Raw genomic sequence first — 14,856 nt, forward strand, 5'->3', positions numbered from 1 at the left:
GCCTTGGCCAACAGCTTGGCCATGTTCGCCAAAATCCGCCCGCCCGTGGCCGCGAAGGGATGCCCCGCCGCCAGCGAGCTGCCCTTCACATTGAGCCTGCTGCGATCGATCGCCCCCAGCGGCGCCTCCAGCCCCAGGCGAGTGCGGCAGTACTCCTCGTCCTCCCAGGCCTTGAGCGTGCACAGCACCTGGGCGGCGAAGGCCTCGTGGATCTCGTAGTAATCGAAGTCCTGCAAGGTCAGGCCATTGCGCGCCAACAGACGCGGCACGGCATACACCGGGGCCATCAGTAGCCCCTCCTGGCCCTTGACGAAATCCACCGCGGCGGTTTCGCCATCGACCAGGTAGGCCAGCACCGGCAGGCCACGCTCCTCGGCCCATTGCTCGCTGCCGAGCAGCACCAGCGAGGCGCCGTCGGTCAGCGGCGTGGAATTGCCCGGGGTCAGGGTGCCCAGGCCGCTGCGGTCGAACACCGGCTTGAGCTTGGCCAACTGCTCCAGCGTCAGGTCCGGACGCAGGTTGTTGTCGCGGGTCAGGCCCAGGTAGGGCGTGAGCAGGTCGTCATGCCAGCCTTCGACGAAGGACGCCGCCAGGTGCTGGTGGCTGAGCAGGGCCAGCTCGTCCTGCTCGGTGCGGCCGATCTGCCAGCCCTGGGCCATGCGCTCGCAGTGCTCGCCCATGGAAAGCCCGGTGCGCGGCTCGACATTGCGCGGCAACTCGGGCTTCAAGTGCCTGGGACGCAGCTTGAGGAAAGGCTTGAGCCGTTCGCCCAGGTGCTTGCCGCGATTGGCCTGCAACAGGATGCGACGCAGGCCTTCGTTGACCCCGATCGGAACATCGGAGGTGGTATCGACGCCGCCAGCGATCCCGCACTCTATCTGCCCCAGGGCAATCTTGTTGGCCACCAGCAGCGCCGCCTCCAGGCCCGTGCCGCAGGCCTGCTGGATATCGTAGGCCGGCGTTTGCGGCGACAGGCGCGAACCGAGCACGCACTCGCGGGTCAGGTTCATGTCACGGGCATGCTTGAGCACCGTGCCTGCCGCCACCTCGCCCAGGCGCAGGCCATGCAGGCGATAGCGCTCGACCAGGCCTTCGAGGGCGGCGGTAAGCATCGCCTGGTTGCTGGCATTGGCATAGGCCCCGTTGGAGCGGGCGAAGGGGATTCGGTTGCCACCCAGGATCGCGACCCGGCGAGGTGAGCGCATGCGTATGTTCCTCCTGAAACAATTTCGATCCGTACAGCCTAGGTCTTTTTACCGCATTCGAACGTCCCGCCCGCAAACTTGGTCCACACTTGCATGCTTGCCTTCAGGGAGAACCGTACATGAGCGATCGCTATCTCGGCTTTGCCAACTCCAACCTGGGCCGCCGCCTCGTCGATGCCCTCGGCCTGCCTCGCCCGGCCCCCTTGCAGCGCTGGCAGGCTGGCCGCCTGCGGCCGGTGGAAGGCGCACTGGTGCTGGGTGGCGGGCCATTGGCGAGCACGCTCGAGGCCATCGCCGCACGCCTGACCACCGAGCTCTACAGCTTCAACGTCGAAGGCCTGCAAGCCCCGGCCTGGGTCGCCGGGCTCGGCCCCAGGCTCCAGGCGGTGGTGTTCGATGCCAGCCACCTGTCCGACAGCGACGAGCTGCGTCAGTTGCGCGAGTTCTTCCAGCCCCTGCTACGCAGCCTCGCCCCCTGTGCCCACGTGGTGATCCTCGGCCGCGCGCCAGAAAGCCTCGACGACCCGCTGGCCAGCGTAGCCCAGCGCGCCCTGGAAGGCTTCAGCCGCTCGCTGGGCAAGGAGCTGCGCAACGGCGCCACGGCGCAACTGCTGTATGTCGGTGCCGGCGCCGAGGACCAGCTCGAAGGCGCCCTGCGCTTCTTCCTCTCGCCCAAGAGCGCGTTCGTCTCCGGCCAGGTCCTGCGCCTGGAGGCCTGCGCCAGCCAGGTCGAGGACTGGACCCGCCCCCTGGCCGGGCGTCGCGCCCTGGTAACCGGCGCGGCGCGGGGTATCGGCGCGGCCATTGCCGAAACCCTGGCCCGCGATGGCGCCGAGGTGACCCTGCTCGACGTACCACCGGCGCAGCAGGACCTCGACGCCCTCGCCGCCCGCCTCGGCGGCCGTGCCCTGGCCCTGGACATCTGTGCCAGCGATGCCCCGGCGAAACTGCTCGACGCCCTCCCCGAAGGCATCGACATCGTGGTCCACAACGCCGGCATCACCCGCGACAAGACCCTGGCCAACATGACGCCCGAATACTGGGACGCGGTCATGGCGGTCAACCTCAAGGCGCCCCAGTTGCTGACCCAGGCGCTGCACGAGGCCGGTGCCCTCGGCGAAGACGCGCGCATCACCCTACTCGCTTCGGTCAGCGGTATCGCCGGCAACCGCGGCCAGGCCAACTATGCGGCGAGCAAGGCCGGCCTGATCGGCTTCGCCCAGGCCTGGGCGCCGAAACTGGCCGAGCGCGGCGGCACCATCAATGCCGTGGCGCCGGGCTTCATCGAGACCCACATGACCGCCGCCATGCCCATGGCCCTGCGCGAGGCCGGGCGCCGCCTGAGCTCGCTGGGCCAGGGCGGGCAGCCCCAGGATGTCGCCGAGGCCGTGGCCTGGCTCAGCCAACCCGGCTCCGGTGCGGTGAATGGCCAGGTCCTGCGGGTCTGCGGCCAGGCACTGATGGGGGCCTGAACATGAACCGGCAATGGCATGACCTGCACACCCCCGAATCGCGCGCCAGCCTCTACCTGCGGGCGCTGGGCAAACGCAAGATCCACGGCACCCGCCTACCCGAGACCGGCCTGCGCTGTTTTCTGCGGGTGCAGCCCGACAACCTGTCGGCTTATCGACGACTCTGCCATTTCGCCGACCATGGCCAACTGCCGCCGACCTATCCCCATGTCATGGCCTTTACCCTGCAACTTCAGTTGTTGACGGCCCGTGACTTCCCCTTCCCGTTGCTCGGCCTGGTTCACTTGCACAATGCCATCGAGGTGTATCGCCCGTTGGGTGGGGTCGATGGCCTGCGTTTCGCGGTGTATGTCGACGCTCTGAAACCCCATGCCAAGGGCGGCACCTTCGACCTGGTCACCGAAGCCGAGGATGCGCTAGGCCCGCTCTGGCGCGAGAGCAGCCGCATGCTGGTGCGGGGCCTGCAGCTTGACGGGCAAGCCGATGAGGAAACGGAGCTCGAGCCCGGCAACCTGCCCGAGGTCACCCGTTGGTATGCCGACCGCGACATCGGCCGGCGCTATGCCAACGTCTGCGGCGACTACAACCCGATCCACCTGAGCGCCCCCAGCGCCCGCCTGTTCGGTTTTCCCAAGGCCATCGCCCATGGCATGTGGAGCAAGGCCATGGCGATGGCCGCGCTGCAAGGCCACCTGCCGGCCAGCGGTTATGCCTTCGAGGTGGATTTCCGCAAGCCGGTGCGCTTGCCGTCCGAGGTGGTGCTCAGCGCCAGCGAGGCCGGGCCGGAAGGTATCTTGCGCCTGGATGGGCATGGCGAACGGGTGCACATGCTCGGGCGGTGGCGCGCGCTCTAGAGCCAAGCGGCATTGGGGCTGCCTTGCAGCCCATCGCCGGCAAGCTCCCGCAAGGTGCGAGTCGACCACGCATGATGCGGTTTGCAGGGCCCCTGTGGGAGCCGGCTTGCCGGCGATGGGGCGCGAAGCGGCCCCAATGCACTTGCTTTGCACAAAGGCTCATCCGAAGCTATGCGCCAAGAGGAGAGCCCCCGATGAACCTGCAAGAACTGACCGAACGCCTGCACCGGATCCGCGACACCAACGACTGGCGCGGCTTCCACAGCCCGAAGAACCTGGCCATGGCCGCCAGCGTGGAGATGGCCGAGCTGGTGGAGATCTTCCAGTGGCTGAGCGAGGACGAGTCACGCCAGCTACCCCCCGAGCAACTCGCCCATGCCGGCCAGGAGGTCGGCGACGTGGTGCTGTACCTGTTGCTGCTGTGCAGCGAACTGGGCCTGGACATGGAACAGGTGGTGCGCGCCAAACTGGCCGACAGCGAGAGGCGTTTCGCCCGATGAACGACCGTCACTTCGATGAGCTGGCCAGCCGCTTCGCCGAGAAGATCTATGGCGGCGCCAAGGGTGCCATCCGCCTGGCCGTACTCCAGGCCGACCTGGCCGAGGCCCTGCCCGATCGCCCCCTGCGCGTGCTGGATATCGGCGCCGGCCTCGGCCACATGGCCCTGTGGCTGGCCGAGCGCGGCCATCAGGTGACCCTCGCCGAGCCCGCCGCCCCCATGCTCGACGGTGCTCGGGCACGCTTCGCCGAGGCAGGCCAGCAGGCCACCTTCATCCAGGCACCCTGGCAGGACCTGCTTGGCCAGCTGACCGAACCCTTCGACCTGGTCCTGTGCCATGCCGTGCTGGAATGGCTGGCCGAACCCGAGAGCATCCTGCCGGTGCTGCACCAGCTGACCGCCCCAGGCGGCTGGTTGTCGCTGGCGTTCTACAACCGCGACGCACTGATCTACCGCAACCTGCTCAAGGGCCATTTCCGCAAGCTGCGCAGCAACCGCCTGGCCGGCGAGAAGCAGAGCCTGACCCCGCAAAAACCCCTTGATCCCCGCGAGCTCAAGGCGCAACTTGAACCCATGTGGCAGGTCGAAAGCGAAAGTGGTGTGCGGATTTTCCACGACTACATGCCCAAGGAGTTCCAGGCCAAGGCCGAATTGCTCGACCTGCTGGAAATGGAGCTGGCCCACCGCCGACATCCAAGCTTCGCCGGGCTGGGCCGCTACCTGCACTGGGTCTGCCGCCCGCACTGACCCGCCTGCCGGGAGGAACACATGCGGTACCGTCTCTTGTGCCTGCCCCTGCTGCCCCTCGCCCTGGCTGCCTGCCAGGGCAGCAACCCCTATGTCGCCAGCGGCCGCCCCCTGCCGCCAGCCCCGCCCCAGGCGGCCAGCACCTTCGATGCCAGTGCCTACCCGGCAGCCCCTCGTGACTACGGGCGCTATCGCAGCTGGAGCTGGCGCAACGGCCAACTGCCCAGCGCCAGTGCCAGTGCCGACCCGGCGCAACTGGCCGAGGCGATCAGCAGCGCCCTCGACCAGCACGGCCTGCGCCCGGCCCGGGGTGGCAGCGCCGACCTGCTGGTCAGTGCCGACATGCGCCTGGAGCGACGCCTGCGCCAGGTCCGCGACTACGACTACTACGACCCCTACTACGGCCCGTACCCCTATGGCGGCATCGGCTACGGCGGCTACCGCCACGGCTACGGGGCCTACGGCAGCGTGCCGATCGTGCGCACCTACGAGGTCGAAGTGATGGTGGTGCGGATCGACCTGTTCGATGCCCGCGATGGCCAGCCGGTATGGAGCGCCAGCGCCGAGAGCGGCAGCGACAGGAGCTCGCCACGCGACCGCGAGAAGGCCTTGCGCGAATCGGTGCACAAGGCCCTCGACGGCTATCCTCCCAGTTAACCTGCACCGGAGAACCATCATGTTGCGCCGCCTCGTTCTGCTGTCGTTCACGCTGCTGCTGGCCGCGTGCGCGAGCAACAACGTCACCCAGGATTTCGACGCCAGCCGCGACTTCGCCGGGTACCGCAGTTGGGCCTGGCAGGAGCCGGCATTGCAGTACCGCCCGGACGATCCGCGGATCAAGAGCGACCTGACCGAACAGCGCATCCGCCAGGCCGTCGCCGACCAGCTCGACCAGCGCGGCCTGCGCCCGGCGCAGGCCAATGCCCGGCCAGACGTCAGGGTGCGCACCTACCTGATCGTCGAGCAGCGCCAGCAGCAGATCACCACCAACTACGGCGGAGCCTGGGGCGGCTATTGGGGAGGCTACTGGGGCGGGCCGATGTACAACGAAACCCGCAGCGTCGACTACAAGGTGGCGACCATCCAGGTCGACCTGTTCGATGGGCGCGACGGCAAGCTGGTCTGGCGCGGCAGTGCCGAGCAGATCATGAACAACTATCCGCCCAGCCCGCAGGAGCGCAATGCCGCGATCCAGAAGACCGTCGCGCAATTGATGAGCAACTATCCACCGCGTTGAGGCGCTGACGGCCACTCGATCAAGGCAATTTGCCATCACCCTGACTACACTCCTTTCATCGCCGCTGCGCTGCGTGGCCGATGGCCTGCAAAGGAGTGCCCGTGGTTCCCCGTTCCGCTGTGCGCCAACGCGGCGCGATCGGCCTGATGGCCGCCCTGACCCTCGGCCTGGCCCTGCTGTTCCTGCTGCTGGTGGTCGACAGCGGCAGGCTCTACCTCGAGCAGCGCAAGTTACAGCGCATCGCCGACATGGCCGCGCTGGAAGCCGCCGGGCAGCACGCCGGCTGCAATGGCAACGGCCCCCAGGCCAGCACCCTCGCCCGCGCCGCGGCCACCCGCAACGGCCATGCCCCCGGCAACCCCCTCGTGGCCAGCTGTGGCTACCTGCAGACCGATGCCCGCAACCTGCGCATCTTCACCTCCGACACCTCGCGCAACGAAGCGATCAAGGTCGAGGTACGCAACACGGTGCCCACGAGCATTGCCGCCAGTGCCTTCACCCTGGTGCAAGGCAGCGACCTGCCATTGACCACGACCCTCGGCGCCAGCGCAGTGGCTTCGATGCCCCGGCCACCCCAGGCCATGCTGAGCATCCGCAGCACCCTGCTGAAAGTCGACTCGCGTCAGTCGGCGATACTCAACGCCCTGCTCGGCGCCCTCGGCAGCCATGTGCAACTGGACGTGGCGGGCTGGCAAGGCCTAGCCGACGCCGATATCAACCTGCTGCGCTACCTCGACCAGTTGGCCATCGACCTGGGCCTGGACATCGGCGATTACCACCAGTTGCTCAACGCCGATGCCACTGCCACGCAACTGCTGCAAGCGGCCGTCAAGGTGCTGCAGCAGAGCGGTGCCGCCGCTGAGGTCATCACCAACCTCGGCAAGGTGGCCGTGGGCAGCGGCAATGGCACGCTCCTGAAGCTGGGCAGGATTCTCGACATCCAGAACGGCACCACCCAGGCCGGGCTGGATGCCAGTGTCCAACTGCTGCAACTGGTGCAGGGTGTGGTCCAGCTTGCGACCAGCGAAAACGCCGCCAACATCGACTTGCCTCTCAGTGTGCTGGGCCTGGTCAATGGCCGCATACGCCTGAAGGTGATCGAACCGCAGCAGGTCTCCGCAGCAGGCGATCCGCGAAGCGACGAGATCGCGGTTCACACCGCGCAGGTACGAGCGTTGGTCTCTCTCGACCTGCCGCTGCTGTCAGGCATCGCCGGCCTGGCCAACGCCGTCCTCGACCTGGCGGCGCCCCTGACCAACGTACTCAACAACCTGCTCAACCTGAACCTGCTGGGCACGGTGCATTCACTCACCTGCGCCCTGGGTATTCCTTGCAAGGTCAGCGACATCAAGCTGCTGGACGGCAAGCTGCACATCGATATCGGCCTGGAAGCGGCCAAAGCCTCCGCCCGCCTCAGGCCCGGCCCACCAGCCAGCTACAGCTGCGCGCCCAAGCAGTTGAGCGTGCTTGCCGAGAAGGCAGCGGTGAGGCTGGCGGTCGGCAAGTTCGAGCCCCCCGAGACGTTCTTCAGCCAAGGTACCCCCACGGTCAAGGCGCTCCCGTTGATCGACATCGGGACCAACGTCTGTAGCCGCCTGCTGATCCTGCCGCCGATATGCGGCACGCGCGTGCCCTTCGCCGGGGGCGGCATCGGGCTGCGCATCGACAGCAAGGTGCTGGGCAGTGGCGCCACGGCAATGCCCCTGCTGTTCAAGGACGCCAGCGAGCCGCCCGACATCGGGCAGCCGCCCCGCTACCTGTCGATGGCCGACAGCCAGGTCGTCGGCAGCCTCGGCGACACCTTGGCGGGCATCCGCCTGGAAGCCTACAAACCCACCGCCAATAGCGGCCTGGGCGAGCTTCTGGTGCTCACCGCCGGGCTGCTGGACGGCGTGAAGAACATTCTGGAGCCGCTGATCCGGAACCTCCTGAGCCCGTTGCTCGACCCGCTGGTCAATGCCCTGCTCAAGGTGCTCGGCATCGACCTGGTCAACGCCGAAGTCGGTGCCAACCTGACCTGCTCCAGCGGTCGCGCTCAACTGGTGCAGTGAAGCGGCAGGCTGATCCGAAAACACGCCCCCTCGGCGCCATTGGCCACGCTCAGGCTGCCGCCCATGCCCTCGACGATGCCATGGCTCACCGACAACCCCAGGCCCGTGCCGACACCGGCCGGCTTGGTGGTGAAGAAAGGCTCGAAGATCCGTGCCTGCAACTGGGGATCGATACCGCCGCCGTTGTCTTCCACCCACAGGCACAACTCCCCGGGCTGCAACGACTGGCGCATGCAGATCCACGGCGCGTCCCGGCGCTGTTCGAGCAGCGCGTCACGGGCATTGACCATCAGGTTGATCAACACCTGTTCGAGCTGATCCTGGTGCCCCAGCACCAGCGGCTGCTGCTGCGGAGGCTCGATGCGCAGGGTCACCCCCTTGCCGCGCAGACCTTCGTCGAGCAGGGCCACCGCCCCTTCCACCGCCGCCCAGGCACTGAAACGCTGGCGCTCGACCTCGGAGCGACGTCCGAACACCCGCATGTGGTCGACCAACCGTGCCGTGCGTTCGACCTGGGCTTCGATGCGGCGCAGCTTGTCTTGCAGGTAGGCCGGCTCGGCGGCGCCGTTGTCCAACCGTTTCAAGGCATTGACCGTGGCCATGCGCATGACGTTGAGGGGCTGGTTGATCTCGTGCAGCAACCCAGTGGTCAGCTCGCCGAGGGTCGCCATCTTGGCGCCTTGCAGGAGCTGGCGCTGGCTGCGCCGGACCTCGGTGTTGTCACGCGCCACCGCCTGCACCTCCAACAACCGGCCCTGGTCGTCGAACAGGCCACGGTCGGCCCAGACCCACCAGGCATGCTCGTGGCCAGGCAGCTGCAGGCAGACCTGCGCACTGCTCACCGGCTGCTCGGGGGTCAGGGCCTGGAGCCGCTGGAGGAACTCGCCACGCTGTGCATCGGACATCCACTGCCCGAGGTTCATGCCCAGCAGTTGCTCCGGCGTGCAGCGCAGGCAGTCGGCCAGCGGCCGGTTGCCGAACAGCAGGGCCAGGTCCGGGCGGTAGCGGCAGATCATCGCCGGCGAATCCTCCACCAGCACCCGATAGCGTTCCTCGCTCTGGCGCACCCGCTCGGCGGCCTCGGTCGCCTCGCTGACATCCAGCCACAGGCCGACCACCTCCAGCGGCTGGCCGAGATCGTTGCGCAGCAGGCGTGCCTCGTCCAGCACCCAGTGATAGCCGCCCCGGCTGTCACACAGGCGGTAGCGGCAGCGCGCCTGGCCGTCGCGTAACAAGCTGCGGGTGCGCTCCAGCCACAGCGAGCGATCGTCCGGATGCACCGCCAGGCCCGGCTGGCGTGCCTGCTCGCTGTCCGCGGCCCAACCGAGCAGCGGCATCAGGCTGGCACTGAAGAACTCGCTGTACAGCGCACCGTCGGCGTAACGCTGGATGTAGATCACCGCCGGCGAACTGGCGATCAGGTTCTCCAGCCGCGCCCGCGCAGCACCGGCCTGGAGCTCCTGCGCCTTGAGTGCGCTGATATCGAGCAAGAATCCGCGCAACTGCCGCCCCTGCAAGCGCCCGACCCAATGGAACCAGCGTGGCGCCGCCAGGGTATCGTCGCCCGGCATACGCAGGCTCAGGCTCAGTTCCCCGCTGCTGCGGGCCTGCTCCAGCGCCAGTTGCGCCGCTTCGCGATCCGCCGGGTGCACACGTGCCAGCCATTGCTCAAGGCTCGGTTCACGCGCCAGGCCCAGGCTGGCAGCGAGGTACGGATCCAGATGCAGGGGGCCGTGCAGCGGCCACGCCCACCACCCCGCCCCCAGCTGTTGCTGCAACGCCTCCAGGTGGTGGGTCTGGCGCAGCAGCTGGGCCTGCCGATGGCGGCCCAGCAACGGCTCGACCAGAGCCTGCAGCAGCCCCTGCGCCGCCGCTGTCTGCGGCAGCGCCTGGGCACCGGCGCACAGCAGCCAGGCCTCGGCCTCAGCCCCCTGGCAGTAAGGCAGCAGGAACAGCGAGACACCCCCGCACAGCGCCAGCAGTTCGGGATGCTCGCGGCTGTCGAGCAACGCCTGGGCCGGCAACCGCGTCAACCAAGGTTGCAGGCGCGTGTCTTCGGGCCAGGGCCAGTCAGCGTCGTTGCTGGCGAAGCTGCGCCAGCCAGCCGGCTCGCGCAGCACCAGGCGCAACGCCGGGGCATGCCAGCACTCAGCCAGACGCTGTAACTGCTCCACCACGCACTGTGCCAGGTGCTCCTCGCCGCATTCGCGCACGGCGCGGCCGACCTCTCCCGCCAGTTGTCGCAGGCCTTGCTGCTCATTGGCGTGGGCACGCTCGAGCAACAGGTCGCCAATATCGAACAGTTGCAGCAACCAACCGTCACCGTGGCGCATCAGCCAACCACGGGTGTGCAGGGGATGCCCCATGACGGTGTGGAAATCCAGGTCCAGGGGTAGCCCCTGCCAGTCGGCCGGCTCGCCTTCGAGCACCAGCCAGCTGTGCCGCTCCAGGTAGTCATGCACCCGCCCGCCACCGTGGGCGGGCAAGGCCAGCAGGGTACGCAACGGGCCAGACAGACGCTGCACCGCGCCCTGGGCATCGAGCCACAGTTGCAGGCCCACCGCCAGTGGCACCTCGGCCTCGTGCGCGCTCGGTGGCGCCGCACGCCAGCGATCGAACAGGCCGCTCACAGTTGCAGGCTCGCTTCGGCCTGCAGGCGTTCGGGCAGGCGTGGCACCTCACCGATCAAGGGCAGCACCAGCACCGGCAGTACGCGGACCAGGCGCTCGCGAGGGTAGTCGATCGAGACGGTCAGCAGGTTGTCGCCGCTCCAGGTGACCTTCGTATCGGTGACGACGCTGAAACCCAGGGCCGCCGGCATCCAGGCCAGTTGCTGCCCGACCACCTCCCGGGCAAGGCTGTCGACGTCGCTTCGGTAATGCTCGCCGCCCGGGTCGAGCGCCACGCAGCGACGCACCGCCTCGCTGCTGGCCTGGTTGAACGACTGCAACATCAGCATCGGCAACGCATGGCTGACCAAGCCATAGAACACCGCGAAAAACACCATGAAAACGGCGACGAACTCGATGGCTGCCGCACCTTTTTGCCGTCCCGCCAGGCTTGCTTTCATGTTCGCGTCTACCCTGACTATGACACCTGACTGACAGCATAGAACCGTTCAACGAATAGGGATGGCAATTTGCCAATGCAAAGCATTGTTCTCCTGATGTGGCTTGCCTTGTGCACCGAACAAGATATCCGTGAACGACAGCTTTCCAACGCCCTGACACTGGGTGTCGCCGCAGCTGCGCTGGCCTGGCTGTTCGCCACCGGCCACAGCTGGATCGGCGCCGATCCCAGCGATGCCGGCTGGGCGCTGGCCATCGTCATGCTGCTTACCCTGCCCGGCTACATGCTTGGCCGTTTCGGCGCCGGCGACGTCAAGCTGATGGGCGCCCTGGCCCTGGCCACCAGCCACCAGTACGTGCTCGGCACCTTCATCGGCGCCGGCATCACCGTGCTGGCCTGGATGCTCGCCAGGCGTCGCCTGCTGGCCTTGCTCAGCCCCAAGGTGAGGAAACGCTTGCAGCAACTGGCCGAAGAGGTCGACGAGAAACAACCCTTCGCGCCTTTCGTGCTGGCGGGCTTCCTGCTGACGGCCGTCTGGATCCCGTAAATGACTACTCGGTCCAGATTCGTCGTACAGCCCGTGTACATACTCGCAAAGTGCGACTAGTGTCTTTAGCGGCCAGTCTCTCTGGCCCAGGAGCAGGACCGAGTCGAACAGGGAGTCGATCGTGAACAAATCCATCAGTGAGGTGAAGCTACTGGTCGTCGACGGCCAGGCGTTGATCGTCGAGCAGTTGTGTGAATTTCTCGAGTACCAGGGCTACGGCTGCGTCCCGGCCCATTCCACGGAGCAGGCCATCGAGCGCTACCAGGCCGATGACGGCATTGGCCTGGTGCTGTGCGACCTGCACCTGCCCGGACGCGATGGGATCGAGCTGGTCCGCATGCTGAAAGCGCTGTCCGGGCGCCGGCGCATGTTCGAGGCGATCATGCTCACCGGGCGGGCCGAAAAGCAGGATGTCATCCGCGCCTTGCGCGAAGGTTTCGCCGACTACTACCAGAAGCCCATCGACCTGGACGAGCTGCTCGAGGGCGTGCGCCGCCAGGAGCAGGCGCTGCTGGAGCGCCAGCGCAACCTGCGTGAGCTGGGCAAGCTGAACCAGCGCCTGCAGGAGCTGGCCGAGTCCATCGACGATCTCTACCACGACCTGGAAAAGGCCCGTGGCCTGGGTGTGCAGCGCCGTGCCGGCGATCCCGAGGAGGCCGAGGCCGAACTGCCGCCGAACTTCGAGAAGCTCTCGCCGCGCCAGCTGGAAGTCGCCAGGCTGGTGAGCAAGGGCAAGACCAACTACCAGATCGCCTGCGAGTTGGGCATCACCGAGAACACGGTCAAGCTCTACGTGTCCCAGGTCCTGCGCCTGACCCACATGCACAACCGTACCCAACTGGCCCTGGCGCTGACGCCGCGTTCGTCACCGGTGCACCAGCGCTTTACGGCCCATTGAAAGCCCCTGGCACGGCGGCTGATGCTGTTCACTTAAGTCTGATGTGACATCGATTGGGGCTGCCTTGCAGCCCTTCGCGGGCAAGCCCGCTCCCACAGGATCGTGCATTCCTTGAGGTTTGCAGCGTACTTGTAGGAGATTACCCAGCCTTTGAGCTGCGCTGTCACGCAGAGAACTGATAGTGGCTTTACGCGGCCCCTGTGGGAGCGGGCTTGCCCGCGAAGGGCCGCAAGGCGGCCCCAATGGCTTAAGTGAACAGCATTACTAGCATGGCGGCGCCCTTTTCGCGGGCAAGCCCGCTCCCACAGGGTCCTGTTGCTCTTTCGGTCCCTGCTCCCAGATTTCCCATAGAGCCCGCGCCGCTCTTGAGATCGACGCAGAAGCCGGCTTGCCGGCGATGGGGCGCGAAGCGGTACCAGATGAGCCAGCTCAGTCACCCGACGAACCAACCGACTGCCAGCGGAAAACCTCGGGGATCGGGTACTTGTAGCTGTCCAGCCAGCGCTGCAGGGCCTGCTCCCGCTCCCGGGCGGTCTGCACCTGTGGCGTCGGCGAGGCCTGCTGGTTGCTCGCCTGCACCTGCAAGAGCGCTTCGGTGGCCGTCTGCGCCGGCTCCTCGGCCAACGCTGCCAGGGGGCCGGCAAGGCCGACCAACAGGATCACGCACTTGAGCATGGGCATCTCCTCCCTTGGATTCAACCGAGCGGCGTCGCGCCACGCCCGGTCGTCTTCAACTGCGTCGCCCGGGCCTGGGCCTCGGCGAACTGTTCGGGCCTGAGCCGCAACCGGGCCACCAGGTCGGCAGCCTGCTGCCAGTTGTCCTGGACCAGCGCGAGGGTCACCAGGTTGACCGCCGGCAGCGTGTTGTCGTCCTTCAGTTCGATCGCGGTGAGAAACTCGAAACGCGCCTGCTCGTGATCGCCCAGGTGCATCAACACCACGCCCAGGTCGTTGCGCACCTTCTCGTCGGTCGGCGCCAGGCGCACGGCCCGCTGCAGGTGACGCAGGGCCTGGGCATCGTCGCCCCGGGCCGAGGCGAGCTGGCCAAGGCCATGCTCGCCCTCGGCCGCCAGGCAACCACCGAGCAAGCCACGGTACAGCGGCTCGGCCTCGCTGCGCCCGAGCAAGCGCAAGACCTTGGCCTTGCGCAGGCGCACCTGGTCGAGCGCATCCGGCAACTGCTGCAGGTGCGCCAGGCTGGCATGGGGCCGGCCTTCGTTGAGCATTTCATCCGCCAGGTTCAGGGCCAACTGCTGGTTGGCGTCCGGCTTGCCGCACTGGGCAGCGCCCAGCAGCCGGGCCAGGCCATCAGGTGGCTGGCCGGCGCAACCGGCGAGCAGCAACAACCCGGTGAACAACAACAGCGCTTTCATCCGCCTCCCCTCCCTTCAGGATCCCAAGGCCCGCGCCAGCGCGGTAAAGCCCGGCCCGGCCAGGACGATGAGCAAGGCCGGGAACAAGAACAGCATCATCACCGCCGACATCTTCGCCGACATCTTCGACACCCGCTCCTGCAAGCGGGTCAGGCGGCGGTCGTCGAGCAATGCCTTGAGCGCCTGCAGCGATTTCATCCCGCCGCTGCCTTGCACCAGCAACTGCCGCAGGATCACGCAGGTATCGATGAATTCGTCCACCGCCAGCAGGTGGGCGCTCTTTTCCAGCTCCGGCCCCAGGGCAAGGCCCGAATCCACCCGCTGCAGTACCAGGCGCAGCTCCTCGCTGATCTCCGGCAGCAGGCCGCGGCCCTCCTGGCTCAGCACCCGCAAGGCCTGCTCGACCGCAAGCCCAGTCTCGAACAGGATGCGCAGCAACGGGATCAGCAGGCTGACCTCCAGGGCAATGCGCTGCTGACGCCGCTGCGCCGCCACCGCCAGCAGGCGCTTGGGCAACAGGTAGCCGACACCCAGGGCGCACAAGGGCAGCACCAGCCAGTGCCCTGGGCCTTCGCCCACCAGGCCATGCTGCAACAGCAACGTCATCCCCACGGCCAGCAACGGCAGCCCCAACTGCACGGCGGCGAACAACGCCCGCTGACGGCTGCGCCGCCAACCGACCCGGTCGAGCAGGGCCTGGGTCTCGCCGTCGAGTGTCTGCAAACGTCGCCCCAGTGCCGTGCTACCCAACCAGTGCAACCAGTCCCCCAGGCGCTCCTCCCGTGCCATCTGCCCTTGCAGGCGACGTGCGACCAATTGCCGGGCGCGCCACTGGCGCGCCGCCTGCAGGCCCAGCAGCGCGGACGCCACGAACAGGCACAGGGCGCACAGCAGCAAGGCCATG

15 protein-coding genes are annotated in these 14,856 nt (G+C 67.4%); 9 read left to right on the forward strand and 6 right to left on the reverse strand.

Annotated features, from left to right (window positions below; all coding sequences use genetic code 11):
* Window positions 1–1,205, reverse strand: a 1,205-nt coding sequence (locus WCE05_RS13950) for an acetyl-CoA C-acetyltransferase (RefSeq protein WP_368816063.1), incomplete at its 3' end; no start/stop codon positions are given.
* 119 nt (window positions 1,206–1,324) lie between these two features.
* Between WCE05_RS13950 and WCE05_RS13955 the strand changes: the two genes are divergently transcribed.
* From WCE05_RS13955 to WCE05_RS13985, 7 genes are all read left to right on the forward strand, one after another.
* Window positions 1,325–2,677, forward strand: a complete 1,353-nt coding sequence (locus WCE05_RS13955; protein WP_253080412.1) for a 3-oxoacyl-ACP reductase — start codon at window positions 1,325–1,327, stop codon at window positions 2,675–2,677.
* Between the two features lie 2 nt (window positions 2,678–2,679).
* A complete protein-coding gene (locus tag WCE05_RS13960) occupies window positions 2,680–3,531 on the forward strand; it encodes a MaoC/PaaZ C-terminal domain-containing protein (protein ID WP_225790474.1) in 852 nt (283 codons plus the stop codon).
* Between the two features lie 194 nt (window positions 3,532–3,725).
* The gene (locus WCE05_RS13965; protein WP_225790475.1) at window positions 3,726–4,031 is read left to right on the forward strand and encodes a MazG-like family protein; all 306 of its coding nucleotides are present in this window, start codon (window positions 3,726–3,728) and stop codon (window positions 4,029–4,031) included.
* Window positions 4,028–4,777 carry a methyltransferase domain-containing protein gene (locus WCE05_RS13970; RefSeq protein ID WP_225790476.1) on the forward strand — a complete coding sequence of 250 codons (750 nt, stop codon included), beginning with the start codon at window positions 4,028–4,030 and terminating at the stop codon, window positions 4,775–4,777. Before WCE05_RS13965 ends, WCE05_RS13970 begins: the two co-directional genes overlap by 4 nt.
* Window positions 4,778–4,798: 21 nt before the next feature.
* Window positions 4,799–5,434, forward strand: a complete 636-nt coding sequence (locus WCE05_RS13975; protein ID WP_368816064.1) for a DUF4136 domain-containing protein — start codon at window positions 4,799–4,801, stop codon at window positions 5,432–5,434.
* Window positions 5,435–5,453: 19 nt separating this feature from the next.
* Window positions 5,454–6,014 carry a DUF4136 domain-containing protein gene (locus WCE05_RS13980; RefSeq protein WP_225790478.1) on the forward strand — a complete coding sequence of 187 codons (561 nt, stop codon included), beginning with the start codon at window positions 5,454–5,456 and terminating at the stop codon, window positions 6,012–6,014.
* Between the two features lie 101 nt (window positions 6,015–6,115).
* Complete coding sequence (locus tag WCE05_RS13985; protein WP_253168069.1) at window positions 6,116–8,065, forward strand: pilus assembly protein TadG-related protein; 1,950 nt, start codon at window positions 6,116–6,118, stop codon at window positions 8,063–8,065.
* Here the strand turns inward: WCE05_RS13985 and WCE05_RS13990 are convergent.
* Complete coding sequence (locus WCE05_RS13990) at window positions 8,050–10,695, reverse strand: ATP-binding protein (RefSeq protein WP_368816065.1); 2,646 nt, start codon at window positions 10,693–10,695, stop codon at window positions 8,050–8,052. The two genes, WCE05_RS13985 and WCE05_RS13990, sit on opposite strands and share 16 nt — an antisense overlap.
* Window positions 10,692–11,135, reverse strand: coding sequence for a TadE/TadG family type IV pilus assembly protein (locus WCE05_RS13995; RefSeq protein ID WP_225790481.1), 444 nt, complete (start codon window positions 11,133–11,135; stop codon window positions 10,692–10,694). Before WCE05_RS13995 ends, WCE05_RS13990 begins: the two co-directional genes overlap by 4 nt.
* Window positions 11,136–11,210: 75 nt before the next feature.
* On the opposite strand from WCE05_RS13995, the gene WCE05_RS14000 reads away from it, so the two are divergent.
* Window positions 11,211–11,681, forward strand: coding sequence for a prepilin peptidase (locus WCE05_RS14000; protein ID WP_225790482.1), 471 nt, complete (start codon window positions 11,211–11,213; stop codon window positions 11,679–11,681).
* Between the two features lie 121 nt (window positions 11,682–11,802).
* Entirely contained in the window at window positions 11,803–12,579 is a 777-nt protein-coding gene (locus tag WCE05_RS14005) for a response regulator transcription factor (RefSeq protein ID WP_225790483.1), read from the forward strand.
* A 429-nt stretch (window positions 12,580–13,008) separates the two neighbouring features.
* On the opposite strand, the gene WCE05_RS14010 is transcribed toward WCE05_RS14005, so the two are convergent.
* The 3 genes from WCE05_RS14010 to WCE05_RS14020 are packed head-to-tail and all read right to left on the reverse strand — an operon-like array spanning window position 13,009 to window position 14,855.
* Window positions 13,009–13,254, reverse strand: coding sequence for a DUF3613 domain-containing protein (locus tag WCE05_RS14010; RefSeq protein ID WP_253081013.1), 246 nt, complete (start codon window positions 13,252–13,254; stop codon window positions 13,009–13,011).
* Window positions 13,255–13,274: 20 nt separating this feature from the next.
* A complete protein-coding gene (locus WCE05_RS14015) occupies window positions 13,275–13,952 on the reverse strand; it encodes a tetratricopeptide repeat protein (RefSeq protein ID WP_368816066.1) in 678 nt (225 codons plus the stop codon).
* Window positions 13,953–13,967: 15 nt separating this feature from the next.
* Window positions 13,968–14,855 (reverse strand): type II secretion system F family protein, encoded by an 888-nt coding sequence (locus WCE05_RS14020; protein ID WP_225790486.1) that lies wholly within the window; start codon window positions 14,853–14,855, stop codon window positions 13,968–13,970.
* Window position 14,856: the final 1 nt, after the last annotated feature.

The organism is Pseudomonas sp. I2, assembly GCF_040984075.1.
In the GTDB taxonomy this organism is placed as follows: Bacteria; Pseudomonadota; Gammaproteobacteria; order Pseudomonadales; family Pseudomonadaceae; genus Aquipseudomonas; species Aquipseudomonas guariconensis_B.